The 25,312-nt window shown below is 58.7% G+C and carries 17 protein-coding genes; 9 read left to right on the top strand and 8 right to left on the bottom strand.

Going from position 1 to position 25,312, the window contains the following annotated elements; translation table 11 throughout:
• Window positions 1-3: 3 nt before the first annotated feature.
• Window positions 4-762 (top strand): DUF2334 domain-containing protein, encoded by a 759-nt coding sequence (locus ACMYUN_RS21160; RefSeq protein WP_415761690.1) that lies wholly within the window; start codon window positions 4-6, stop codon window positions 760-762.
• The gene (locus ACMYUN_RS21155; RefSeq protein ID WP_310406344.1) at window positions 759-1,754 is read left to right on the top strand and encodes a lysylphosphatidylglycerol synthase transmembrane domain-containing protein; all 996 of its coding nucleotides are present in this window, start codon (window positions 759-761) and stop codon (window positions 1,752-1,754) included. Before ACMYUN_RS21160 ends, ACMYUN_RS21155 begins: the two co-directional genes overlap by 4 nt.
• 71 nt (window positions 1,755-1,825) lie before the next feature.
• Here the strand turns inward: ACMYUN_RS21155 and ACMYUN_RS21150 are convergent, their stop codons facing one another.
• Both ACMYUN_RS21150 and purU read right to left on the bottom strand, forming a co-directional pair.
• A complete protein-coding gene (locus ACMYUN_RS21150; protein ID WP_415761689.1) occupies window positions 1,826-2,002 on the bottom strand; it encodes a hypothetical protein in 177 nt (58 codons plus the stop codon).
• 81 nt (window positions 2,003-2,083) lie between these two features.
• Window positions 2,084-2,932 carry a formyltetrahydrofolate deformylase gene (gene purU, locus ACMYUN_RS21145; RefSeq protein ID WP_016773477.1) on the bottom strand — a complete coding sequence of 283 codons (849 nt, stop codon included), beginning with the start codon at window positions 2,930-2,932 and terminating at the stop codon, window positions 2,084-2,086.
• Window positions 2,933-3,269: 337 nt separating this feature from the next.
• On the opposite strand from purU, the gene mvaT reads away from it, so the two are divergent.
• Entirely contained in the window at window positions 3,270-3,647 is a 378-nt protein-coding gene (gene mvaT, locus ACMYUN_RS21140; protein ID WP_016773476.1) for a histone-like nucleoid-structuring protein MvaT, read from the top strand.
• A 97-nt stretch (window positions 3,648-3,744) separates the two neighbouring features.
• Here the strand turns inward: mvaT and sbcB are convergent, their stop codons facing one another.
• Window positions 3,745-5,175 carry an exodeoxyribonuclease I gene (sbcB, locus tag ACMYUN_RS21135; protein WP_415761688.1) on the bottom strand — a complete coding sequence of 477 codons (1,431 nt, stop codon included), beginning with the start codon at window positions 5,173-5,175 and terminating at the stop codon, window positions 3,745-3,747.
• Between the two features lie 335 nt (window positions 5,176-5,510).
• On the opposite strand from sbcB, the gene ACMYUN_RS21130 reads away from it, so the two are divergent.
• Genes ACMYUN_RS21130 through ACMYUN_RS21105 form a run of 6 tightly spaced genes read left to right on the top strand, consistent with a single transcriptional unit; the run spans window position 5,511 to window position 12,212 of the window.
• Window positions 5,511-6,227, top strand: coding sequence for an RDD family protein (locus ACMYUN_RS21130; RefSeq protein WP_415761687.1), 717 nt, complete (start codon window positions 5,511-5,513; stop codon window positions 6,225-6,227).
• The gene (locus ACMYUN_RS21125) at window positions 6,224-7,201 is read left to right on the top strand and encodes a stage II sporulation protein M (protein WP_415761686.1); all 978 of its coding nucleotides are present in this window, start codon (window positions 6,224-6,226) and stop codon (window positions 7,199-7,201) included. The genes ACMYUN_RS21130 and ACMYUN_RS21125 overlap by 4 nt, the downstream gene beginning before the upstream one ends.
• Window positions 7,188-8,726: a DUF4129 domain-containing protein gene (locus ACMYUN_RS21120; protein WP_415761685.1), complete on the top strand. Its 1,539-nt coding sequence runs from the start codon at window positions 7,188-7,190 to the stop codon at window positions 8,724-8,726. Before ACMYUN_RS21125 ends, ACMYUN_RS21120 begins: the two co-directional genes overlap by 14 nt.
• Complete coding sequence (locus ACMYUN_RS21115; protein ID WP_415761684.1) at window positions 8,723-9,886, top strand: DUF4350 domain-containing protein; 1,164 nt, start codon at window positions 8,723-8,725, stop codon at window positions 9,884-9,886. The genes ACMYUN_RS21120 and ACMYUN_RS21115 overlap by 4 nt, the downstream gene beginning before the upstream one ends.
• Entirely contained in the window at window positions 9,883-10,884 is a 1,002-nt protein-coding gene (locus ACMYUN_RS21110) for an AAA family ATPase (protein WP_415761683.1), read from the top strand. Before ACMYUN_RS21115 ends, ACMYUN_RS21110 begins: the two co-directional genes overlap by 4 nt.
• A complete protein-coding gene (locus tag ACMYUN_RS21105) occupies window positions 10,881-12,212 on the top strand; it encodes a DUF58 domain-containing protein (protein WP_415761682.1) in 1,332 nt (443 codons plus the stop codon). The genes ACMYUN_RS21110 and ACMYUN_RS21105 overlap by 4 nt, the downstream gene beginning before the upstream one ends.
• Window positions 12,213-12,260: 48 nt before the next feature.
• On the opposite strand, the gene ACMYUN_RS21100 is transcribed toward ACMYUN_RS21105, so the two are convergent.
• The 5 genes from ACMYUN_RS21100 to ACMYUN_RS21080 form a co-directional block, all read right to left on the bottom strand.
• Window positions 12,261-13,202, bottom strand: a complete 942-nt coding sequence (locus tag ACMYUN_RS21100; protein ID WP_415761681.1) for a hypothetical protein — start codon at window positions 13,200-13,202, stop codon at window positions 12,261-12,263.
• 298 nt (window positions 13,203-13,500) lie between these two features.
• The gene (locus ACMYUN_RS21095; protein ID WP_415761680.1) at window positions 13,501-13,773 is read right to left on the bottom strand and encodes a hypothetical protein; all 273 of its coding nucleotides are present in this window, start codon (window positions 13,771-13,773) and stop codon (window positions 13,501-13,503) included.
• On the bottom strand, window positions 13,766-17,491 hold the full coding sequence (locus ACMYUN_RS21090; protein ID WP_415761679.1) for a hypothetical protein: 3,726 nt from the start codon (window positions 17,489-17,491) through the stop codon (window positions 13,766-13,768). The genes ACMYUN_RS21095 and ACMYUN_RS21090 overlap by 8 nt, the downstream gene beginning before the upstream one ends.
• Complete coding sequence (locus tag ACMYUN_RS21085; RefSeq protein ID WP_415761678.1) at window positions 17,484-21,608, bottom strand: neuraminidase-like domain-containing protein; 4,125 nt, start codon at window positions 21,606-21,608, stop codon at window positions 17,484-17,486. Before ACMYUN_RS21085 ends, ACMYUN_RS21090 begins: the two co-directional genes overlap by 8 nt.
• A gap of 55 nt (window positions 21,609-21,663) precedes the next feature.
• Complete coding sequence (locus tag ACMYUN_RS21080) at window positions 21,664-25,275, bottom strand: Tc toxin subunit A (RefSeq protein ID WP_415761677.1); 3,612 nt, start codon at window positions 25,273-25,275, stop codon at window positions 21,664-21,666.
• Window positions 25,276-25,312: the final 37 nt, after the last annotated feature.

Here is a 25,312-nt window from a genome sequence, read left to right as displayed (position 1 = left end):
AACATGAAAGCGGTGTGCCTGGTATTGCACGACGTGGCGCCCTCGACGTGGGCGGATTACCAGCCCTTCGTCGACGCCGTCGATGCCTTGGGCAATGTGCCGATCACGTGGCTGGTGGTGCCGGACTTCCATCGCCATGATGCGCTTGATGCCAACCCGGCATTTCGCCGAGTGCTCGATGCCCGGGTCGCTCGGGGCGATGAACTGGCGCTGCACGGTTATTACCACGACGACCAGGAACCCATGACGAACACCCCGCGCGACTGGTTCATGCGCCGGGTCTACACCCATGAAGGCGAGTTCTATCGCCTGTCCCGCGAAACCGCCCTGGCCCGCCTGCACGCCGGCCTTGAAATCTTTCAGCGTTACGACTGGCCATTGCATGGCTTCGTTGCCCCGGCCTGGCTGATGAGCGACGGCACCCGTCAAGCCTTGCGCGAATTGCCACTCAGCTACACCAGCGATCCACAGCATCTTTATCGCTTGCCCGACTTCAGCGCCATAGATGCTCCGGGACTGGTATGGAGTGCGCGCAGTGCCTGGCGTCGCGGCTTGTCGAAAATCGTCAGCGACCAGCGTGAACAGCGTTGGCGCGAGGCGCCGGTGATTCGCCTGGGCCTGCATCCGGTGGACATGCGCCACCGTTTCTCGCGCGATTACTGGCTACACACCTTGCAACGCCTGCTGGCAGACGGACGCGTGCCCCTGACCAAGATCGACTGGCTTGCCCGCCAGCACGGTCAGCTGGAACGCGCAGCATGAAGCGCAGCCTGTTGTTGCTGATCGGCCTGCTCGCGGCGGTGCTGATTCCGGTGCTGCTCGGCGGCGGGGAAACCTGGTCACGCCTGCGCAGCTTTCCGCTGAACTGGCTGTTGATCATGTTCGGCATGATTCTGCTGTGCTGGGGGATCAATACCCTGCGCCTGCGATTGTTGCTCGGCGATCAGCGTGACAAGGTCGCGCCCTTGAAAAGCCTCGGTGTGGTGATGGCGGCCGAGTTCGCTTACTGCGCCACGCCCGGCGGCAGTGGCGGGCCGCTGACGATCATGGCCTTGCTGGCGCGCTGCGGCGTACGTCCGGCGCGAGGCAGTGCGGTATTTGCCATGGATCAGCTCAGCGATCTGCTGTTCTTTCTCTGCGCGCTGAGCGCAATTCTGATTTACGCGCTGTTCCAGCACTTAAGCGATCGGCTCGAGTGGCTGCTGACAGTCAGCGCAGTGTCGCTGTTCGGCGGCTTGGTCAGTTGCGTGTTGATTGCACGCTTTCACCGGGCGTTGATTCGTCTGAGCGGCCGGCTGTTGGCAGGTATGAACGTCACGGCGCGTACGCGTCGCCGCTGGGCGCGCAAATTGCTGCACTTTCTCGCGGCGTTTACCGATACCTTGAAACTGCCCTGGCAGACGCTGATCCAGGTGTTCGCCCTGACCTGCGTACACTGGTTGTTGCGCTATAGCGTGCTGTATCTGGCGCTACGCGGGCTCGGTGCCGACTTGCAGTGGGCCTGGAGTTTTCTGGTGCAGATGCTATCGCTGGGCGCCGGTCAATTCAGCCTGTTGCCCGGTGGCGCGGGGGCCGCAGAATTGACGTCTGCAGCGCTGCTGACGCCAATGGTGGGCAAATCCACCGCAGCGGCGGCGATTCTGATCTGGCGGGTAGTGACTTATTACTTCTATCTGCTGGTTGGTGGCCCGGTGTTCGTGTTGATGCTGGGCAAGCCGTTGCTCAAGAAGCTGATGAAAGTGCATCAAGCTTGAAAGATCGCAGCCTTCGGCAGCTCCTACATTGAAACGCGACTCTCTCTGAGCTGCCGAAGGCTGCGATCTTTTCAGGCATTACCGGTTTCATCGTCCGACTCTGGTTTCACCTGTTCCCACAACTCGGCGGCACCGGGAAACTCGGTGCCGTCCTCGGGGCTCATGTCATCCGGGTCGTAACGACTCAGGCAACCCTCACCGAGAGTGGCGGGCGCTATTGAAGTAGCTTTGTCCAGTGGGTCGCTCATGGCTGTTCCTCGGGCGCAAATGACAAGGGCCTGAGCGATTCAACGCCCAGGCCCCTGGTTTTTCAAGCGTGGCGTGCTCGATCAGAACACAACAGTCTTGTTGCCGTGCACCAGCACGCGGTCTTCGAGGTGATACCGCAGGCCGCGGGCCAGCACCATCTTCTCGACATCACGGCCGAAACGCACCATGTCTTCGATGCTGTCGCTGTGGCTGACACGCACCACGTCCTGCTCGATGATCGGGCCGGCGTCCAGCTCTTCGGTGACGTAATGGCAGGTCGCACCGATCAGCTTCACGCCACGCAGGGACGCCTGGTGATACGGTTTGGCGCCGACAAACGAAGGCAGGAAGCTGTGGTGAATGTTGATGACTTTGTGCGCATATTCGCGGCACATGTCTGGCGGCAGGATCTGCATGTAGCGCGCCAGCACTACTACTTCAGCGTCGTGCTGTTTCACCAGACGCGATACTTCGTCGAATGCCGGCTGCTTGTCCTGCGGATTGACCGGCACGTGGTAGTACGGGATGCCATGCCATTCGACCATGCTGCGCAGGTCGTCGTGGTTGGAAATTACGCAGGAGATTTCGCAGTCCAGTTCGTCGCTGTGCCAGCGGTGCAGCAGGTCGGCCAGGCAGTGGGATTCGCGGCTGGCCATCAGCACCACGCGTTTTTTCTGCTCGGTGTCGGTGATGCGCCAGTCCATCGAGAACTCTTCGGCGATCGGTGCGAACTTCTCGCGCAACTCCTCGATACCGAACGGCAGCGAATCGGCACGGATTTCGTGACGCATGAAGAACCAGCCCACTTGATTGTCAGAGTGGTGGCTCGCTTCGGTGATCCAGCCGTTATGAGAGGCCAGAAAATTACTGACTTTGGCAACGATGCCAACGCGGTCCGGGCAAGATATCACCAGCCGAAAAGTGCGCATGAGGGGGAAACTCCAGAACTTCACAAAGGCCGCCATTCTAGCGACTGTGCAGGAAAACTGCAGTACGCATGCGCGCCGGGTGGGACGAAGCCCGGCGAAACGACTTTCTGACGGTGATCTTCGTCAACGCCGTGACGCTTTGCCGAGGCTTTTGTCAGACAACTGTAAATATCTGTGCTGACTCCATCACATTATTTAACGGAACATTCAATTGACGGCTAATTTCCTGTAACTCATTTAAATAAAAAGCCGATCTAAATGTTTACTTGATGAAACAGCCTGACTATTATTGCGGCACTGTCCCCTGTCATTCAGCATTCTACAAAAGGTAGTACTCATGTCCTTGATCAACGAATATCGCGCCACCGAAGAAGCCATCAAAGAGCTGCAAGCCCGTCTGAAGAACCTGTCCGAAGACGACAAACTGCAAGCCGAACTGGAATTCGAAGGCAAACTGCGCACGCTGATGGGTGAATACTCCAAGTCGCTGCGTGACATCATCGCGCTGCTGGATCCGGAAGCCAAATCCAAGGCGCCACGTGGCGGCGCAGTAAAAACTACCGGCACCAAGCGTGCACGCAAAGTTAAGCAATACAAAAACCCGCACAACGGTGAAGTCATCGAAACCAAAGGTGGCAACCACAAGACTCTGAAAGAGTGGAAAGCCAAGTGGGGCGGTGACGTGGTTGAAGGCTGGGCGACCCTGCTGGGCTAAGCCGCGACGCTTTCGCCGAGCGATCCGCGAACAAAAAAACGCCAGCTTGAGCTGGCGTTTTTTTATGCCCGCAAATTAATTCCGGGTATGTTCGATTTCAAAGATTCAAACGTTTGCGTAATGCCTGGACATAGTTCTGCCAGTCATTGAGTACCTCGCGCTGCAGGGGCGTCGCACTAAGCGACCATTGCTCGGCCGCTTCTGTAAAAGACTGCACGGTATTCGGCGCGCCGGCCTCGGGTTGCGTAAGACGCTGCTGACAAAACAATCTCCAGCGCTCTTGTTCCGCCACATCCAGGGTGTCTGGAAAGTTGCGTGCTCGATATCGAAAAAGTAATTCAGGCAAACGTTCATCATCGAAAGGCCATGCCTCTTGCGCCAATTGCGCAGGATCAGCCGCTCGAACTTGTTCGCATAGACGCCGATCACGATCACCGATAAATCCGTCGTACAACTGTTGCTCGGGATCTTCGCTGGGAGTGAAATCTTCGCTGGTATAAATCGCTGCGATTTTATCTTTCCAGACTTGTTGTGCGTCAGTTAGTCGCATGACCCGTTCATCATAAAGCGCCATATCCAGCCCAAGGCGTTGCTGATCTTCTGCGCGCAATACCTTCAGCGGCGCTACCACCGGGCAACGATTGATGTGAATGAGCTTGAGCGGCACCGGCAGTTCACCTTCGGCCAACTCATCGCGGCGGGTGTACAAGCGCTGGCGCAGCGTTTGCGCGTCGAGCTCCAGCAGCCCCTGCGGATCGAGATGCAAGTCACAGACGATCAAGGCGTTGCGGTTCTTCGGGTGCCAGGCCAGCGGCAGGACCACGCCGACATAACTGCGCGCCGCCGAGAAACGTCCGGACACATGCACCACTGGCTGCAACAGGCGGATCTGATCCATGACCTTTTGCTTGCTGCGCAGCTGGAACAGCCACTCGTAGAGTTTGGGTTGTTTCTCGCGAATCAGCCGCGCCAGGGCGATGGTGGCGCGCACATCCGACAGTGCCTCGTGGGCATGCCCGTGATCGATATTGTTGGCCGCCGTGAGGCGTTCAAGCTTGAGGGACACCCGGCCCGTGTCATCGGTCGGCCAGACCAGACCCTCCGGGCGCAACGCGTAAGCGGCGCGCACCACATCAATCAGATCCCAGCGACTGTTGCCACCCTGCCATTCACGGGCGTAGGGGTCGAAGAAGTTGCGATAGAGGCTGTAGCGGGTCATCTCATCGTCGAAACGCAAGGTGTTGTAACCGGCGCCGCAGGTACCCCGTGCGGCCAGTTGCGCATGCACGCGAGTCATGAAATCGGCTTCGCTCAGGCCTTTCTCGGCGAGCTGGCCAGGGGTGATGCCGGTGATCGCACAGGCCGCCGGATGCGGGAGGATGTCTTCGCTGGGCTGGCAATAGAGGTTGACCGGCTCATCGATTTCGTTGAGCGCATGGTCGGTGCGGATCCCGGCCACTTGCAGCGGCCGGTCGTTGCGCGGATTGATGCCAGTGGTTTCGTAGTCGTACCAGAAGATTGAAGTCACGGGCGCATCCTGAACAGAAGATCGGCGAAGTCTAGGCGCTCAGCCGACTCCGGAGCCAGTCTCCTGTCCTCCGAACAGCATTTTTTCCAATTTCCTACAGCTTAAAGGTACTCGAACTGTGGGAGCGAGCTTGCTCGCGAAGGGGCCAGCACATTCAACATTGAGGCTGCCTGTCACTGCGCCTTCGCGAGCAAGCTCGCTCCCACAAGGGCCAGTATCGTCAGCCTCTACGGAGTGGTTACACGCTGTGCAATACATAGTGATGTCGTTTCCCCCCGAGAGGCTGCTAGCATCAGGCGCACTTGCATCCCGGACAGGCGAACATCAGGTAGCCCATGCTCGAACCCACAGCACCGCCAAGGAAAGCACCGCTGGATACGCGGCATCAGGTCGAAACGCCGGAAGGCATCGATCTGCCGTTGCGCCCTGCCGGGTTGATGGTGCGCGCCGTGGCATTTGCCATCGATCTAGGGATCCGCGGCCTGATTCTGGGCGTGCTGTTTATCGCACTGGCATTTCTCGGCCAGCTCGGCATGGGCCTCGGCTCTTTGCTGCTGTTTGCCATCAGTTGGTGGTACATGGTGCTGTTCGAGGTACTGCGTCAGGGCCGCTCGCCGGGTAAACAGTGGATGGGCTTGCGCGTCGTGCACGACGACGGCACGCCGATCGGCTGGTCGGCCTCGTTGCTGCGCAACCTGCTGCGTTTCGTCGATCTGCTGCCGTTCGGCTATTTCCTTGGTGCGCTCAGTTGCCTGCAGCACCCGACCTTCAAACGCCTCGGCGATCTTGCCGCCGGCACGCTGGTGGTTTACAGCGAGCGACCGCTGAGCCGTCCGCAATTGCCTGACGCCGAACCTCGTCGCTGCCCCTTTGCGCTCACGCTCAGCGAACAACGCGCGGTGCTCGGTTTCGCCGAACGTCAGGCGCACCTGTCGCCGGCCCGGGTCAATGAGCTGGCGGCATTGCTGGCTCAGCCGCTGCACATTTCTGCGCACAAAGCGGTATCCGAACTCAACGGCATTGCGCGCGGTCTGTTGGGGCCGACGCCATGAAGCAGAGCCTGTTCGAAACCCGCCACAAGGCTGAATGGGAGCGCTTCGCCGTGGCGCTCGAACACCTCGAACACGGCAAGGACACTTCGCAAGTGGCCGCTTTCCCCAAGGCCTATCGACGCCTCTGCCAACATCTGGCCCTGGCCCAGGCGCGCGGCTACAGCAGTTTTCTCATCGACTCATTGCAGCAGCAAGTGCTGCGCGGTCATCAACAGCTGTATCGGCATCGCAGTCGCCTGGGTACGCAAATCATCAGTTTTATTCTCGCCGACTTCCCGCGACTGGTGCGTGAAGAGTGGCGCTTCGTCGCGGTCGCCAGCCTGCTGTTCTTCGGCAGCCTGATCGGTTTCGCGCTGCTGGTTTACCTGTTCCCGGAACTGATCTACAACCTGATCCCGGCCGAACAGGTGCGCGAGATGCAAGGCATGTACGACCCTGTCGGCGGCCACCTCGGCCGCTCCGCGGAACGGGCAGCCAGCGAAGACTGGGTGATGTTCGGCTATTACGTCATGCACAACATCGGCATTGCCTTTCAGACCTTCGCCAGCGGTTTGCTGATGGGCGTGGGCAGCGGTTTTTTCCTGCTCTACAACGGCATGATCATCGGCGCGGTGGCCGGACACCTCAGCGAAATCGGTTTTGGCCAGACCTTCTGGTCGTTCGTGATCGCTCACGGTGCATTCGAACTGACCGCCATCGCTCTCGCCGGTGCAGCGGGCCTGAAGCTGGGCTGGGCGCTGATTGCACCGGGGCGCCTGACGCGCAGCGAGGCACTGCGCCTGGCTGGGCGCAAAAGTGTAATGCTGGTGTGCGGGGTCATGCTGTTCTTGCTCATCGCTGCATTCATCGAGGCTTACTGGTCGTCGAAAACCAGCGTCACGCCGCTGACCAAATACGCCGTCGGCGCCGCGCTGTGGCTGGCCGTTGCGGTGTATCTGCTGTTTGCCGGAAGGACCCGCCATGCGCCTGAGTGACGCCAGTGTGGTGATTCGACCGCGCACGACCTGGGAAGCCATGGACCTGGGCGTGTTGATGAGCCAACAGCACCGCCGGTTATTAATGACCAGTTGGGCGATCGTCACCCTGCCGCTGTTCGCCCTGCTCAGCCTGTTGCTGTGGGATTCGCCATCGCTGGCGGTGTTGATTTTCTGGTGGCTGAAACCGGCCTATGAACGCCTGCCGTTGTACATCCTTTCCAAAGCGCTGTTCGGCGAAACGCCAACACTCAAGCAAGCCTTGCGTGAATGGCCGCGCCTGCTCAAACCGCAATTGCTGGCCAGTCTGACCTGGCGCCGGCTGAGCCTGAGCCGCAGCTTTGTGCTGCCGGTGACGCAACTCGAAGGTCTCGACGGCGAGGCCAGGCAACAACGGCTGCAGGTGCTGCTGCAACGTAACGGCGGCGCCGCGCAATGGTTGACGATTATTGGCGTGCATCTGGAAACCGCGCTGTGGATCGGCTTGATGCTGCTGTTCTATATGTTGCTGCCGCAGCAGATCGAAACCGATTGGGACTGGCAGTCACTGCTGCTCGCCGCCGATCAGGACTGGCGCTGGCTGGAACATCTGACCAACGCTTTCTATGCGCTGATTCTGGTGCTCTGGGAGCCGGTGTATGTCGCCTGCGGTTTCAGCCTGTACCTGAACCGCCGCACACAACTGGAAGCCTGGGATATCGAGCTGGTTTTCCGCCGTTTGCGCCAGCGCTTGAACAACGGCGTGCTCGGGATGTTGCTGGCGGCGTGTCTGCTGCTGCCGAATCTGCAACCGGCATGGGCCAGCGATGCGCCGGATGCTCCAAGGTTGCTCAATCAGCCGCTGACCAGTCAGGCCTCGCGTGACAGCATCCAGTCGCTGCTTGAGCAACCGCCGTTCAAGAACAAGGAAAGCGTCACCCGCTATCGCTTCGGCGACGACCCGGCAAAACCCGCCGAGAACCAGCAACCGGGTGAGGCACCGCAGTGGCTGAAAACCCTGCTCGACTGGCTCGACGGTCGGCACCTCGATACCCTCGCCGGCGTGATTGAAGTGCTGCTGTGGGGCGCGCTGATAGCCGCGCTGGGCTGGCTTATCTGGCGTTATCGCGAATTCCTCGGGGCTTTCGTCAGCCGCCGCCCGAACCTGCCAACGCGCCGCAAACCAGCGGCGCCGTCACAAGTCTTCGGCCTTGATCTGAACCGTGAAACCCTGCCGAATGACATCGCCGCCAGCGCCGAACAGTTGTGGCTGAGCGAACCTCGCGCCGCGCTGGGCCTGCTCTATCGCGGCCTGCTGAGCCATCTGTTGCATGATTTTGACCTGACGCTGAAAGCCGCCGACACGGAAAACCAGATCCTCAAACGCATTGAGCAATTACAACGCCCGGACCTGCTCGCCTACAGCCGCAACCTCACTGCTCACTGGCAGAACATGGCCTACGGGCATCGGGTTCCAGCCGCGCATCTGCAAGCAGAACTGTGCAACGGCTGGCGTGAATTGTTCAGCAAAGGATCCGGGCATTGAACCGGCGCATCGGCTGGTTGTCGGGTGCGCTGGCGCTTCTGCTGCTTGGCGGTTTGAGCCTGTTCCTCTATCTCAAGGCCCAGCCGTATCAGGAAACCATTGATCACGGCCCCTCGCCTGCCGCGCAAGCCAATCCTTACTTGGCGGCGGAAATGTTCCTGCGCGAGCGCGGCCTCTCGGTCAATCACGCCGAGACCCTGGCGGTGCTGCCGCAGATCGATCCGCATAGCCACACTTTGCTTTTGTTTGGCGAGCGCGCGCGGATGACGCCGCGTGAAGTCGATCAAGTGCTGAACTGGACTCGCGCCGGCGGGCGGCTGGTGTTTGTTGCCGAGTCGCTGTGGGATGCGCAAACCCGGCAAAGTAATGATCTGCTGCTCGACCGGGTGCAACTGCAGCAATCGCTGAGCAAGGATCTGAAAGATCCTCCGGAAGCAGTGGAAAAGGACCGCTTCCCGAAACTGACCAAGCTGTACCTGGAAGACGAAGATGCGCCGGCCTACGCCGGGTTCGACACCGACTTCCACCTCGACGACCCCAACAATGTCGCGCAAGCCTGGGCCAACAGCGCCAAAGCCACGCACATGATGCAACGGGTGTACGGCCTCGGCACAGTCACCGTGGTCACCGATGCCGAGCTGTGGAAAACCCCGACCATCGGCCAATACGATAACGCCTGGCTGCTTTGGTACCTGAGCGCCGACACCGACGTCACGCTGATTTACAACACGGCGCACGACGGTTTGTGGTCGTTGCTCTGGCACTATTTCCCGCAGGCCATCGTCGCCCTGCTCGCTTTGATCGGCCTGTGGCTGTGGCAGGCCGGCGTGCGTCACGGCCCGGTGCAAATGCCGGCGCCAGCGGGCCGCCGACAGTTGCTCGAACATTTGCGCGCCAGCGCCGATTTCCTCTTGCGGCATAACGGCCAGCAGGCGCTGCTGCAAGCCTTGCAACAAGACATCCTGCGCCGCGCCCGCCGCCGCCATCCCGGTTTCGATCAATTGAATGTGGCCGAGCAATGGCTGGCGTTATCGCGCCTGACCCGGCAACCCACCCGCGCCATCAGCCAGGCCCTGAGCCCACGACCGAAGCAGCGATTGTCCAGCGCCGAATTCAGCCGTCAGGTCGCTCATCTGCAAACCTTGAGGAACGCGTTATGACTGAACAGATCGAGCCCGGCAGCGCGACGCACGCCGCCCAGCAACGCCAGCGTGCCAGCCAGTTGGCGCAGGCGGTACGCAACGAATTGAACAAGGCCTTGATCGGCCAGGAGGCGGTGATCGACGATGTCCTGACCGCACTGATCGCCGGCGGCCACGTGCTGCTCGAAGGCGTGCCCGGCCTGGGCAAGACCTTGCTGGTGCGGGCACTGGCGCGATGCTTCGGCGGCGAGTTCGCGCGCATCCAGTTCACCCCGGATTTGATGCCCAGCGACGTCACCGGTCACGCCGTGTACGACCTGCAGACCGAACAGTTCAAGCTGCGCAAAGGCCCGCTGTTCACCAACCTGTTGCTGGCCGATGAGATCAACCGCGCCCCGGCGAAAACCCAGGCAGCGTTGCTCGAAGCCATGCAGGAACGCCAGGTGACACTCGAAGGTCGCGCCCTGCCCATCGCGCAACCGTTCATGGTGCTGGCGACGCAGAACCCGATCGAACAGGAAGGCACTTATCCACTGCCGGAAGCCGAACTCGACCGCTTCATGCTCAAGGTGCGCATGGATTATCCCGACGCCGATCAGGAGTTGAACATGGTCCGTCAGGTCTGTCGTTCGACCCGCGCCGACATGCTCGATGTGCAACCGCTGCGCACGGTGTTGCAGGCCAAGGACGTGCAAGCCTTGCAACGCATTGCGAGTGACTTGCCGCTGGACGATCAGGTCCTCGACTATGCCGTACGCCTGGCGCGCAGTACGCGCACCTGGCCGGGGCTGACCCTCGGCGCCGGACCACGCGCCTCGATTGCACTGGTGCGTTGTGCCCGTGCCCGGGCGTTATTGCGCGGCGGCGAGTTTGTCATTCCGGATGACATCAAAGCCTGCGCGCTGGCGGTGCTGCGCCATCGCGTGCGCATCGCGCCGGAGCTGGACATCGAAGGCCTGCAGGTCGATCAGGTGCTTGCGCAATTGCTCGACCAAGTGCCGGCGCCGCGCCTGTGAAACCCTCGCGACTGCTGCTGATCTGGCTGGGCCTGCTGCTGGGCGTGAGCATTGTGCTCGGCGCGTTGCAAGCATTGCAGATCGACATTCCGTCCAGCCTGATTTCGATCAATTGGGGCTTGCTCCTGGCGCTGTGGGCCTTGGCAGTTATTGACGCGCTGCGCCTCAGACGAGTGCCCTCGCCACGCATCAAGCGGCAGATGCCCGGCAGCCTGGCACTGGGGCGTTGGGCAGAGGTGCAACTGGACATTGCGCATGACTTCGCCGCGCCACTGACTATTGATCTCTTCGACCACGTACCCGACGGCCTAGCGTTTGAACATCTGCCGATGCCTGTCGAACTTCAACCCGGCCATGTCAGCCAGATCACTTACCGTTTGCGCCCGACCAGACGCGGGCATTTCCGCTTTGAACAGTGCGAAGTCAACCTGCCGAGTCCCTTGGGCTTATGGTCAGGCAAACGCCTGATCGAGGTCGCCGACCAGACCCGCGTCTACCCCGACTTCGCCCGGCTCTACGGTGGTGAGCTGTTGGCGGTGGACAACTGGCTCAGCCAACTCGGCGTGCGCCAGCGGCAACGTCGCGGTCAGGGCCTGGAATTTCACCAACTGCGCGAATTCCGTGAAGGCGACAGCCTGCGCCAGATCGACTGGAAAGCCACGGCGCGCCAACGCACGCCGATTGCCCGGGAGTACGAAGATGAACGCGATCAACAGATCATCTTTCTGCTCGATTGCGGCCGGCAGATGCGCAGTCAGGACGGTGAACTGTCGCACTTCGACCACGCGCTCAATGCCTGTCTGTTGCTCGCTTATGTTGCGCTGCGACAGGGGGATGCGGTGGGGCTGAGTACCTTTGCCGGTGATCAGCCGCGCCATGTGAAACCAGTCAAAGGCAGCGGCCAGCTGAACATCTTGATCAACGCCGTGTATGACCTCGAACCTACGCGACGCCCTGCCGATTATCAGGCTGCGGCCAACCGGATCCTGGCTCGACAAAAGCGCCGGGCGCTGGTGGTGCTGGTGACCAATCTCCGGCATGAGGATGATGATTTGCTCACCGCCGCCAAGCGTCTGGGCCAGCAGCATCGAGTGCTGGTGGTGAGTTTGACGGAGGAAAAACTCGACAGCGTTCGACACACGCCGGTTCAGGGGTTGGGGGATGCTCTGACTTATTGCGGGACGGTGGAATATCTGAATGGGCTGGCGCAACTGCACGAGCACTTGAACAGGCAAGAGACTGCATTCGTGCTCGCTCGACCTAACGAGTTGGGTCCAGAAATGGTCAATCTCTATCAGGCCTGGAAAAAAACAGGAAATTTTATATAACCATCAGCCTCTGATGATTAAACAGGAGGCTGATGATACGAATCCCAATCAAACCGTCGTGTTGTTATAACGGTTAAAGATCCGTAATTTAGCCTCCCTTTCGTTGTACTCACCGTTCGAATTAGTTACCCCGTAATCCGAGCCGTCATTGACGATCACCTGTACCCGGCTCGCAGGTGCTTTCAGATATACGGACGTGGCACGAACATGTGAAACGTAATATGGCGTCCACTCCGGCCATTGCGCATGCTCAACACGCCAATGTTTTGCTTCTACCAGATTATGCGCCAGGAACATCTGGCACGGCTCTGAAACCCAATCGTCTACCGCTAACCCCAAAAAAAATTCGCCATTATTGCTGGTGCTTCGGCAATCCAGAATCCATTTGATCCCTTCCGGCTCCAACGACTGACCGCTCCCCAACGAAGGCTTAACCGTAACCCCGAGTCCTGTACCGGTCATCATCAGTTGGATGTTCTTGTTCAGTAATCGACTACCCGGTTTCGGCAGCACAGTGAATGTATGCTCCGCACCATGACATGGATAAGCGCTTGCCCCCAAGTTCAGCGAAAACTCGTCGAACTTGATCTCCAGTTCCTGCATAAAGTTGAGCACCGCCCCTGGAATAGTCGGCGAAAAAGGCATCCCATCATACTTGGGCATTTCATAATGCAATTCGAATGACCCCGTCGATTCCGGAGTAGCCGAGAGGCGCCACGTCAACGAAGTCAGCCCTTCCGCCATCTCCACCAACTCTTCAAAGGGAGGATCACACATCAGTCCAACTTGCTCCTGATTCGGCTCACAACACAACTTTAGCAATGCATCTGGATCGCCGATCATGTAGCTGTATTCAAAGTCCAGCTTCAGCTCAAAGGACTTTCCTGCCGCCATATTCAGGCGCAGGTCTTCCCATCTCACAGGTACTCCATTCAAGGAGGGTCTGAAATTCTGCAGCCAGGTTTGAGAATTAATCGTAGAGTTGGACATGTGACACTCCTTTAACCTCGTTGTTTTGCTAAGCCAGCCAACCAGGCCACCCCTGAGTTGCAGACTTAACGGGCGACTCAAAAGCAATACCTGAATGGCATCGAAGCTCACAGCTGTTAATAAAAAACGGTTTTTTCATTAGCGACAAAGACACCAGTCATTTTCATGACATTGAGAATCAAACCAGGCTTCCGTCATAAGGATTTCGAGTCTCCATGACAATGGATTTATTGCTCGCCAGAACAACTTTCTCATCGGTATCCGTATTAACTTAAAAAGGAGTGGCCACAATCTAACTTCAACCGCAAATCATGTTCTGCTCCATGACAGGGATAGACCTTCCCTCCGAGCAACACGGGGAAGGTTCTGGGCCGGATTTATGTTCCAAGGCGATAAGGGCGTCTGTGTCGCCGATTAGCCAGCTGTATTCATAATCGAGGGCCAGCGTGCAGGACTCTCCTCTGATCAGATCAAGCTTTACATCCGCCCAACTCACTCGCTGCCCATTAACGAATGGCATGAATTCTTGTAACCAGGTAGAAGATAGAGTTGAATCATTGAAATCAGACATTTGCAGGCACCACGGTAAATTCAAGAACCTGAGCTTCCCAGCCGACGGATCCGCCTGCTATGGAAGCTGTCAACCACCCACGTCTCACACCGGGCAATCTGAAGTGCACCGATGCTTTTCCATCGGCGTCCGTCACAGTCGGCGCAAGCGCTCTGTCGGGGTATTCCCATTCCACCTCGACACCGATCAAAGGTTCTCCGGTCAATGCTGATCCCACTGTGACCACGGCTGAAACCAGCTCCCCCACCTGGCCATTCGGTTTGGGACTGCTGAACGCCTGTATCTTGCGTGGCTCATGCAGAAAACAGGGCAACGAAATCGACTCCGAGTACAGCGCATCCCCCGCCCTCGCCGCCAACGACGACGCGCCAGTAGTGGTGGGCACAAAAGCAATGCTCGCCACCCCGTGATAGTTGGTAGTGGTGATCCGCTCACCGAAATCCGGATGGCTCCAGACCACTGTTTTGCCGCGCATCGCCTTGTTCCCGTCATTCGAGACCAGCGTAATCTGCTCGGATACGGTGTCACCCCAGAACAGTGTCCGAAGAACTCGTGAGCGCTCGGCGATGGTCATCATTTGCGAGCCTTCGCCCACCGAGACGGCATGAATCGGCGACAGACTTGCCAGATCTTCGGCTGCGCAATAAAAACCGAAGCTACCGTTGTTCTCGTCGCCAACGCTGAAGTCGTACACAAGGCCGGAATCGCTGAAGGGTTTCGGGACACCCAATAGGGAGTCAAGACCGCGGATGCCAAATGCAGATGGCCCTCTGTCGGCAATACCCAGGCTCAGATTGCGCTCGAATAACTGACTTCCCTCGTCGGCATTCACTTCGATCCGGTAATCAAGCAAGCGACGTGCGAACAGGACTTTTTCACCAAAGGGCGCTGGCTCTCCACCGTCAACGCTGATCGTGAGGCCCTTCCAGGGATCGCTGGCCAATGCCCTGACCTTCATCGAGCGCTGTTCAGAAGAACCGTTGTAGGGGCTGATGATCGCTGCGGTTATTTGCTGCTCGCCGGCGCGTGCGGGCACATGGGCATGACCGCTCCAGCCCTCGTCATCGGTTGCCTCGACCTGCTCGTAGAGCCCCGTCCACTGCACAGGAATTTGTCCGACGCCAAGCCCTGAGAATGCCGATATCACTTGTGCCCACAAACATAGCGGTTCTTCACCCACCACCGGAGTCACCGTGGTCTCGTGCCATTGCGCAATTCGCAGCTTGTTGTGCGCCAGCTCCATGGGTTTGCCCTCGGACGAAAGGGTCAGTTGCGGCAGCGACACGGTTAATTGGAACTTCCCGGGCCGGGCGCTACGGGAGAAATCCAGCGACCAGACGAAACCACCGTCAGTCAATTTCTGCGTCGAGTCCAACGCTGGAAATACTTTTGCGTCCAGTTCCTCTGCCGAGGTCTCCGACCATACCAACGCGATATCCAGTCCGATGAGTGGACTCAAGCCCTGGGGCAGGACCTTGAAGTCGTGCACCGCTGCGAGACATGGATATAAAGGCTGTACATCCAGCGCGGCGCGGATCTGGTCGAGCATCAGGCTCATTTCCAGATTCAGATCCTGCTGGAACAGCCGTCCCGTCAGTTCACGATCAGGCTCGCCGCCCTCGATGTGCAGCTTTAATTGAAAAAGACTACTGACGTTACTGTCGGCGGCATTCAGCGTCCATTTCAGGCCTTGTTCGGTGAGGGGTTTGCGCACGCCCAATTCGGAAATCTGCATTCCGATCCCAGGATCGGCGTCGCGCCAGTGCAGACTGACGTTTCGACCCAGCCAATCATCGGTAAGCGGAAGAATCTGCAGCTCATGTTGCTGCCCGCGATGGCAGAGCAGGCCAAGGGTGTTGCGCTCGACCTCGACACCATCAAGCAAAATCTGCACCCTGCTATTCCAGGGGCTGGTCGCGATCGCATTGACCTTGAATGACCAAGGAACGGATGGCGCTTGGGGATGCGCCCTGACGCTGACATTGACGGTGGTTTCCTGCACCTCCAACGGCTTGCACCACGCCCCCGCCCAGCCGTCGCTGCCTGAGGTCGTATGGACGGTTTGGCCCCCCGGCATGCTCCATTCGACCTGCGCGCCGATGACGCCGTTTATATCGCCGCTGTCGGTGCGATGAATCACCTGCAGACGCAGCAGTGCGCTTTCGTTTTCATCCAGCACTGGCGTCTTGTCGGGTTCGCGTACGTCGCCGATCTCGACTTTGTTGCGTGCCAGGAACATGCGTTTTATCGGTGACGGTTTCAGTAACTTGGAGCACACCAGAAACAGACCGAACTGGCCATCGACCTTGTCTTGCGCAGCAAGCGACCACCGCAGGCTGCTCGCTGGTTCTTGCCATTCACCCAGTGCCGGCTCGACAACCACCCCCAGTTCAATGGCAGGATCACCGGACCACTGCAGCGCAATCGAAGAATCTCGCAACGGGCTGCCGGCCGGTATCGATAGATCAAGGACATGCATCGATCCTCGATTCGGGTAGCCGTCCGCCGGCCATTCCCTCATATCACCGTTTTCGAAACACACCACGTGTTGCCAAGGGCTCTCACCAAGAACCTTGACCGCAAAGTCCTGCGTGGCCACCCCTGTGATGTCATAAAGACTTTCAACCGAAGCCTGTATCACCACATCGCCCACATGCTCGAGGGTGGGCGAATAATCGATATACGCCCAACCCTGCTGATCGGTAACGCAGGCGCCAATGACGTCACCGGCGATCGACCAGTTTACAGTTCGCCCGCCAACGCCCCGAGCGGTGTAAGGCGACACCACTTTCACCCCCAGGGAAACACTTTCGCCGAGCAGCGGGTAATAAGCAGCCTCTCGCGTTTCCTGAAACACCAGACGGTGATGTCCTAAAGACACCTGCATCGCATAGGGCTCGGCGGTGTACTGATTGATCAGGTTCAATGTAAATACATAGTCTTGCGCATCGTCCAGAAGCGGGCAGGTGATGACCCATCCATCGGTCAGTGGCTGGTTGGTTTCCCAGCGGGGCTCAGCAGTGACTGCTCCCATGGGATTGTTCACAATGGCCAGTGCGGCCTGAGTGCCGAGCCACGGACTATCATCCGCCAGGCGGAACCGGAGCCGGTGATCGTTGAGGAACTCGGAGCCCAGGCACAGATAAAGCGGAGCGCCGGCCGCGCGGGCATGTTCATCCAGGATGATGCTCTGCACTTGCGGGTCCTCAAGTTCCAATTGCAGGTCAATGCAGGTGATGCAGACTTTTTCCCGTGAGGAAGGGGCGTTTTTCGGACTGCTTATCTCGATTCGTAAAACATCGCCCGCAACAAACGATGCCATCAGCGGTTCACGGAAAAGGTTCGGTTTCAAATCCAGCGGGAGCCCGGCGTTGAGACGGATCTGGTCCTGTTCGCGGTCGCGGGCGTTGCCGGACGGGAGCTCGAAGTGCTCGACCCGGACGCCATTTTTGTACACCGACAGCCAGCCCGGCTCCGTGTGTCGGGTTTCCCAAAGGAAACTCAGGACATAACGCGCATTGTCAGCCGATGACCTGGGCAAGGTGATGTCCTGCCACGCTTTGCCTTCGTTACGCGCAGCCAGAAAGGATTGATCCTTGCCCAGATAAGGCTCGGACTCCTTATCGACGCGCCCCTGCTTCTGCCACTGTTTCAAGCCCTGGAGAAACTCGCCGTCGTTCACCAGATTCTCGCGTGCATGAATGATCGCTTCAGGCATGACCGCGCCCTCCCTTGCCTGCTGCTTCGGCGTTTTCTTCCGCTTCAATCACCAGATCCATGACTTTTTGGGTAAACGTCGGGTCGCCGGCTCTGGCTGTGTAGTGGATCTCGAAAATGATGTCAGTCAGGCTGGCAAGCTGTTCCGCCTGGCGAGCCCGGTCAAACCAGGGGCAATACAACGAGAAGCTGCCGATCAGGCCTGTGAACTGGAAAGGCCGCAGCAGGCCCTCCTCGGGTTTCACCGCGGACGTACCGTCATCAGCGACGGCCAGCGAAATCGCGATCTGCTGACCGCTGCGCACGTTATGCACAACATCGGCAGGCGCTACACCCGCCGTCGGATCGAGAAGGTACTGTACCGATCGCACCGTCGCCTCGGTGGCCGTCATGTTGCTGATCTGCGTCAGAATCATTCGCGTGTTTTCGAATGGCCCGGCGACGACCGGCAGCGTGACCGCCACCGAACTGATCTGACGGCAGTAGTGCCCCGGATAATCACGATCGAAGAGCAACTGCGTGAGTCTGAATTCCAGTGACCCGGTATCGCATAGCTGCTTCAGCGCGTGCGCCCAGTTGTCGATACCGGGTTGACGGTCACTAACGTCATCACACAACGAGCGCAACGAGATGGTCCTCACAAATTGCAGCTTCAGCTCGGTGCGCTGCACATACTCACGCTCGAGCAGCAGTAGGTAATTGCGCAGATGATTGGCGGCGGTCAGTCCATGATATTGGTCATGCAACACCTGGGGCGGCGGGGTTACTGCGTAATTGCCCGTTTCCGCGCTCAGTGACGCCTGTGCGCTGAGGCACAGGCTGACCACCGCATCGTAGGCCTGATAGTGCAACGCCTTGAGCTGGCCGAGCATCCAGTTGAACAGCTCGGCATTGGTCGCACGTTTTTTCAGGAAGTTGTACATCGTCACCGCCTGACCGTTCGCCCTGAGCGTCTGTGCGAGGTTGATCCGGGCAGCGGCCACAGCATGATTCTGCGCTACGATTTGCGCGTCGATTGCGCGTATCTCCGCCAGTGCCTGATCACGTTGCAGTGCCCAGTCATTGCGTCGCCGGCGATAGGTTTCGTTGGTGCCTTGTTTGTCGGCATCCGCCTGCGCGCCGATCGACAAAATATTGAATATGTCGGCAGAGGCAAACAGTAATTGCTCAGGCAGCGCGCCCCCATTGGACATGCCGAAAATCTTCGGCAGCGCTGCGACCGCTCCGCCCGCCGTTCTGAGCGCAGAAGACTGCATCGCCAGTTCCTTGGAGCGTTGCAGGTTGGACATGACTGCGTACTCGGCGTCCGATACGTTTTCTTCGTAGCGTGTCGCATACGCTTGAGCAAGCTCGACGGCTTTTTGCCGATTTTCGGTAAGCGATACGACTACCGCCTCCATCTGGGCAATGGTCTGCTCTTGCACAGTCAGCGCGTAATTGCCCAGCTCGACGAGATGGCTTTGCTGCAGTTCCTCTTGTTCAGCGCGATCACGGCGCTCCAGCACGTTGAGTATCTCTGCGGCAAACTGCTGCATGGTTTCCACCGCCCGCAAGGCGAGCTCGAAGGCTACCCGCCAATAGAAAGCGATGACCCGTGTCTGCCCCATCGACCGCGGTCTGCCATTGCTGCCGGCTGCCCGGTCACGCAGCAGCTGGTTGGGATCAGCCGGCGGGCTGAACAACGGTATGTCCAGCGGACGACCGTCAATGGTCAGATTGTTTTGCAGATTGAACAGGCGCTTGCGCGGCGCCTCGATCCAACCGACCAACACCTGATTGATCGGAATTTTGAAAGGGCCGCAGGCCAACAGGCCCAGCTGTGGTGCGACATCGGAGCCGGCGGAAATATCGGCCAGACTGAACTGAAATTCGCTTTCAAACTTTTCCAGATCCGGGCGTTTGCTGCATTCTTCCAGCAACGCCCCCAACGTGATCGCCTGCCAACGGCTGACGGTACTCCCCGAGGGTGGCTTGCCCATAAAAAAACCGGCCTGTACGTAACGCAGATGGGCAGCGGCAAGACTTTCGCGAGTCAACTGGCGGTAATACCAGTCTCCCCATGCCATCAGGTTTTTCACGTATTCGACGAATACTACAAGCCTGTAATGTTTCGGCTCGGAATAGGCGATGGCATCCGGATCCAGCGGCGCAAGGCTCTCGGCGCCAGAGCTTCCTGGACCGGTCAACGGACGGCAACGCCAGTAGGCTGGACGGGGATTGGGCACCGTGTCGGGGTCGGCAGGAGCGTGGGGAGCGAACAGATAATGCAGCCATTGCTGCGCATCGCTGAACCGATCCTCATCGCGCAGTCGTGTTGCCACGAGATGTACCGCGTGGAAAAACAGTTCCCAGAAGAACAGTCCATTGGCACCGTCAAAAGGCCCGTTGGGTTCTTCGAATGCAGGAAAGCCTGTAGGACCCGGTTCTTTCAGGTGCTGCGTTTGCCAATCCAGAACCGCGTCCGGAGAAATATTGGCGCGCTGCACCAGTTCGGGGCCGAACAGGGAATTGAGCCGCACATACTTGAGGGCGTAGTCCCCGCCCAGGTTGAGGTCGAGAAACTGCGCCGCGTCGACGGTGTTTTTCAACAGGGTTGGCGGGATGAAGTCCGTCAGGTCGACGATGCTCAGATGGAATTTTTTCGTGCCGTATCCCGCTGTGTCAGTGCCCAGCGAGAAACTCGTGGGGTTTGGCCATGAGCCTTTTGCCCGCGTAAATTTTCCCAGTGGCATTGTCCAGTTGCCTGCGGTGTTCTGCGCGGTCTCGACAGGCAGCGGATCACCAGCCGTCGGATTCCCGAGGATTTTCAGCCTCATCACCACGTCCTTGCCATCCAGTGGGGTCGGGCGGCATAGACCATCGACGGTCAGCACATCGTTATCACCCACTCGCAACGCGAAGACATTCAGATCCAGATACGGCGTCATGCTGCCGGCCGGAGCATCTTCGCTGACGATGGTGACCTGACTGCCGAGTGGGTGCTGAACTGTCTCGGCAGTGAGGAAGCGGTCGTCCCGGGCAGACTTCAGCCAGGCGCCTGAATCCGTGACAGGGCGCATCAGTACATCGAATACAGCGAGGTGGTTGAATGGCTTGGGCTCTGGCTCGCCCTTTTCCCGGCCACCATTCTCATCAACTGGTACTTCCATCACCGTCCCCGTCAGCAGCACCCCCAGCTTGCCTTTGGGGTGTTGATGGTCGGTCGAGACCGTGGCGATCAGCCGGACCGGGTCGGGTCTCGTCACTGGGTTGGCGTGTTCTGAACTGTGCAGGCTCAGCGGTGCCGACCACTGGCCGTTCTCGGTCATGAACGCCAGGTTGATGTCCAGCTTGTGGGGGATGAAGTCTTCTGCGGTTTTGCCGGTGACTTTGTCACGCCACTGTGCCCAGACCACGCAAAGCCGGCCGTTCCAGATCAGCGGGCGCATGTCCAGGACACCGTTCACCGCTGGAATATCGACCGCTTGCCATTCATCCCAGGCCGCCGGATTGACCGCGCGACTGCTCTTGAGCAGTTCGACGCGAACCTTGCGTACGTAGTACTGGTACGGAGGGACGCGTTCTCTGCCGATGAAGCAATAAACAGAGTCGGCAGGCTCGAGGCCGTCCATGTAGCCACTGATCACATCAAGATTGCAGATCCGCTCGAAGGCTTGCAGATAGTTGCGCAGCGCAATCAGAACCGAATCGGCACTGAGGCGGGTCTGGTTGAGATCGTTTTCGAGAACCCTGAACAGGCTGGTTTTGCGTTGACGCACATAGGCGTTGATATAGCTGGAAGGATGAGTCTGGATCAATTGCGCTGCGGCCCATTCGGAATAGGTTCTGTCCAGCTTCCAACGCTCAAGCAGTTCGGGGTTGAAGGTGTGATTTTGGTAACCTGGCTCAAGTTTGTGCAGTGCCGCATCGATGAACTGCTGAGCGCAACTGGTCGCCTCTGCCACATAGGAGGTTTCTACGGCCAGGGTGTTCTGCACGTCGGTGCGAAACAACTCCGACAGATCCGCCTCTGTCTTGAGGAAATCATGCCCGGATTTGCGCGCGAGTGCGCCGATGCAAAAATCGATCAATGCCGAGCGGTGTTTCTCCAGCAACGTGCCAGTGACATGCGAGTTCATCGTCCTCTCTCCTTGGAATATGGCTTGAGTTCAAATGTGTGAAAAAGCGATACCCTCAGGAAGCCGGCTCGTTATCTGCGAACGTGATGGAGTCGAAATAGGCTGTATTGCCGCTATCCGTGCTTTTCACGATGATTTCGAACGTGCCGCCGGTATGACTGGAGACGACTACCTGTGAGCGGCCTTGCTCATCGGTAACGCCATGATCCGGTTCAATGATCGCGACCCCTTTGCCGGGCGCTTGCAATCTCCAGCTCCACTCAACCTTGCGTTTTTTGCCGGGATTGCCGTAGTCATCCAGCAACTGAATGCTGAATGCGACAGTCTGGCCGATCCGGACACTGCCAGGCGGCAGCTGTGATGTCTTCTCAGGCGTCATGGAGGTCAGGTCCACGACAATATCAACGGGGTCTGCGGGTCTCGGCTTGAACAGCGCAGGCCAGAAGAGCGGTGTTTCTCTGCCCGGCAACGCCCCCGGCGTGAAGGTCGCGGTGAGTTCACCCTGTAGATTGGTGTCGTTGCTGACGATATCGCCCAGGGTCGTTTGCCAGTTCAGGCGAAGGCCACTGATCGGCTTGTTATCGGCGTCGGTGACAGTAACGGTATAGACGGCTTTTTCACCGGGTTTGTTGGCGATGACCGTGGCAGGGCTCAATGTCCAGACCACGTTGACCAGTTGATCGAGATCGCCCGCCCGCGGAATAACGGGAACCAGCGGTTCGTCGCTGAGCCAGGCGAACTCGGCAGCCGCTTCATAGGCATTGCCGACGTCTTCTTCCGGCAGCTTGCCGATCAGGAGAATGGTCTTGGCATCCATACCACTCTCTGCAGACAGCCTGCGCAAGCGCATCAGAACGTCCAGCTGAGCGAGATTTTTCAGCACCTTGGTCGTCGGCACTATGTGCAGGAGACATTCATGCACGTCTTGCACACTCCAGCCCAAAAAGAGCGCCAGCCTGATTTCCGCTGCCTTTTGCGCCAGCGTCAGTGCATCACCGCTGAGACCTTCACGCAGCTCATTGACCTCTTGAAAATAATCCAGCAAGTCCTGCTCAGGCTGCTCGCTCATGGCGATCGCCTGGGTCATCACCGTCAGGTAGTAAAGTGTGGACAACGAAAAATCTTCCGGCGGATGGCCGATCCAGGCCTGAGCTCCATAGGCCAGATAGTCCTCCAGCAGATTCGCGCTCAAGTCGAGCTGTGTGACGATTTCACTGAAGCGGCGCACTTGGGCAAGAACTCCAAGCAGTTCAGGGGGACTTTCAGTGCGTGCGCGACGCGGCTGTTCGGCTTCGGTCATCGGCAGGTCTTTTATCTGACGCAATAACCCGGCCACCGTCGCGCCAGCCCAATTGAGCGTTGGCAGGACTTTCTCGGCTTCAATATTGGCGTAAACGGCAAGGGTTTCCTGGACAATCGATGACTGCGCCTCGCTGGCCTGATTGAAGACTGTCAGCATGATCGCGAGTGTCGTTTCAAGTTCTGCGGGGGGCAGGTCGCCGAGAGCGGTCCTGATCGCCCAGCGAAGTTTGTTCAGGACAAAGAGGCGGTATTGCTCGGCCGTCCCCCAGGGGGCCAGCAGCAGACCATCATCATCAATCAGGGGCTGCAGACCTGCGGCCTCGATCGACAGCAATTGCACCCAGCTGTCGACCCTTGCAGCTGGCACGCCCGCCATCATCAGGGCGCTCTCGGAAAATAGCGCTGCGGGCAGCAGGCCGCGAACCTGTCCAAAAAACTGCAAGTCGCGATCCGTTGCTTGGCTCACCGGCAACAAAGGCGAGACGTGCTGCAACATCCAAAGCACCGGCAGATCGCTTTGACGGCACCACTGGACACAGGTGTGCATGGCTTCGATCAGGTGCAAGACATCCGGACCTTCCCCAGCGGGATCGATGCTCGGTTCTCCCGCCAGACCGTCAAGCCACGCTTTCCCTCCGAGCAGGCTCAACAGCGAAATCGCTTCTACGGGGGCGATCCCGAACATTCGCGCCAGTGCCACCAGTCGATAGAAGCTCGAAATGACTGCCCTGCTGCGCGACAACTTTGGATCGGGCGTATAGGCGCTGGCCACGGCGAGAGCCAGATAGGCGTAGGTCTGAAGGCTGATACCCAGTGCACTGCACAATTGACTGATCGTCAGGTCGACAATACCCGGCGCGGGCATCCAGTCAAAGCCTTCCCCGTCAAGTATAAAAGGGGCCCTGTGACTTCCTTGACTATTGAAGATCCGGTCGAACTGCGAGAGTGCTTCGCCGCGACCATAGATCGCCAATTGGTCGACGAACACGGCGAAATCCGCCGCAGAACAGTTGTAATGCTTGCGCAACCGCTGGAACAGGCCCAGACCATGAACGACGTTTTCGGAAATCGCCCACTTCTCGTTTCCCGCGCCGCGACGCTCGGCGTTGATCAAGGCAGCCACGACGTCATCCACTTCGCCACTGGGCATCTCAAACCACTTGTCCAGGCGTAACTTGCGGTTGATCCGGTCGAAACCGTGCAGGCCCTGAGCGGTGTAGGGTGCCAGGTAGATTCGCGCGTATTGGCTGCTACTCGCGACGAAGCCGATACCGGGATGCTTCCCGCCATTGATATAAACCGATCCGTAGCGACCGCTTTCGGATTTGTCGTCGTCGACGGTGTCGTACTTGATGTTTGGCGAGCGCTCCGACTCGAAAGCGCCTACCGACAAGAGACACGTTAGCTCTGGCGTGTTGAGCTCTGTCCGTTCGCAAAAAAACTTGACCTGATTGAGGTTGCCTACATCTATGCCTTCGGCCCCGAAGTTGTCCAGATAAAATTGCGGAGAGGTTCCACCGTCAAGCGGGATGAAAGGCTCTGTCAGAAGCTCGCGCTGGTAGGGCCCCAGGCCCGTGTCGAGGGCCCATGCCGCCCCGGATCCGGCGATCCAGTCATCCGAACGCAGGAAACCCGGGGCCAGCAAATCGGTAGCCCGCACAAAATCACCTGCCAACAGCTCATGGGAACGCACCACTTCTTCGATGGTGCTCCAGGGCTTGTAGTAGGGCAGACCAATGGGATAACGCGCGGCAATCATTGCCTCCTGCTGATCCTCTATCGGTATGTACGAGTCGATGAAAGCCTGCAGGATCGATGTACTGACTTCGACCGAAGACACGCGCTGGTGCGTCGACTGCTCGTCGATCATCAGGCGCTTCAGGTCAGCTCGCCGATCATGCAATGGCTTGATTGCGGGGTCGCCTGCAACCTCGATCTCATCAACGAACTGGTACAGGTTCACCAGATACGCCTGCAGCGAATCAATAGCCTCGGGCGAACCCACAGGACACATCTGTTCAAACCTGGGTGCAAACAGACGCTCCAGATTGGGACCGTCGACAATGGAAAGCAGCCCACTAAAAGGCTCGGCTGGCGCCTCGGGGCTCCCGCGCTGGGTGTGCTCGATGTACTGGCGCAAGATATAGGTGGCCATAGAGCGCAGTGGCCGGATGATTTTTTGCGCATCAACGGGACTTAGGCCATATCGGCTGATCAAGCCCTCGGCGTTGTGTTTAACCAGAGGGAAAATCGAGCTGTCCTGGAGGTCGGCACGCAGCTTTGCCAGGCCGGTATCGTCAGCGAACGCTGGCGCACCGAATATCTGGTCGAGCAATTGCTGAGCGGGACGAAGCGTATCTGCCATGATCGGTATCCTTGGGTATGACGGCGCTGAACCACTT

The organism is Pseudomonas sp. CP4 (assembly GCF_047758505.1).
GTDB classification, from domain to species: Bacteria; Pseudomonadota; Gammaproteobacteria; order Pseudomonadales; family Pseudomonadaceae; genus Aquipseudomonas; species Aquipseudomonas fluorescens_AO.
The sequence above is the reverse complement of the archived record's forward strand: the minus strand, read 5'-3'. Positions and strand labels throughout refer to the sequence as shown.

Coding starts and splice junctions, on each gene's coding strand:
- ACMYUN_RS21120 (WP_415761685.1), top strand. CDS start 7,188: ATGCGCCTGAGTGACGCCAGTGTGGTGATTCGACCGCGCACGACCTGG.
- purU (WP_016773477.1), bottom strand. CDS start 2,932: ATGCGCACTTTTCGGCTGGTGATATCTTGCCCGGACCGCGTTGGCATC.
- ACMYUN_RS21100 (WP_415761681.1), bottom strand. CDS start 13,202: ATGTCCAACTCTACGATTAATTCTCAAACCTGGCTGCAGAATTTCAGA.
- ACMYUN_RS21125 (WP_415761686.1), top strand. CDS start 6,224: ATGAAGCAGAGCCTGTTCGAAACCCGCCACAAGGCTGAATGGGAGCGC.
- mvaT (WP_016773476.1), top strand. CDS start 3,270: ATGTCCTTGATCAACGAATATCGCGCCACCGAAGAAGCCATCAAAGAG.
- ACMYUN_RS21130 (WP_415761687.1), top strand. CDS start 5,511: ATGCTCGAACCCACAGCACCGCCAAGGAAAGCACCGCTGGATACGCGG.
- ACMYUN_RS21160 (WP_415761690.1), top strand. CDS start 4: ATGAAAGCGGTGTGCCTGGTATTGCACGACGTGGCGCCCTCGACGTGG.
- ACMYUN_RS21095 (WP_415761680.1), bottom strand. CDS start 13,773: ATGTCTGATTTCAATGATTCAACTCTATCTTCTACCTGGTTACAAGAA.
- ACMYUN_RS21080 (WP_415761677.1), bottom strand. CDS start 25,275: ATGGCAGATACGCTTCGTCCCGCTCAGCAATTGCTCGACCAGATATTC.
- ACMYUN_RS21110 (WP_415761683.1), top strand. CDS start 9,883: ATGACTGAACAGATCGAGCCCGGCAGCGCGACGCACGCCGCCCAGCAA.
- ACMYUN_RS21155 (WP_310406344.1), top strand. CDS start 759: ATGAAGCGCAGCCTGTTGTTGCTGATCGGCCTGCTCGCGGCGGTGCTG.
- ACMYUN_RS21150 (WP_415761689.1), bottom strand. CDS start 2,002: ATGAGCGACCCACTGGACAAAGCTACTTCAATAGCGCCCGCCACTCTC.
- ACMYUN_RS21085 (WP_415761678.1), bottom strand. CDS start 21,608: ATGAACTCGCATGTCACTGGCACGTTGCTGGAGAAACACCGCTCGGCA.
- ACMYUN_RS21090 (WP_415761679.1), bottom strand. CDS start 17,491: ATGCCTGAAGCGATCATTCATGCACGCGAGAATCTGGTGAACGACGGC.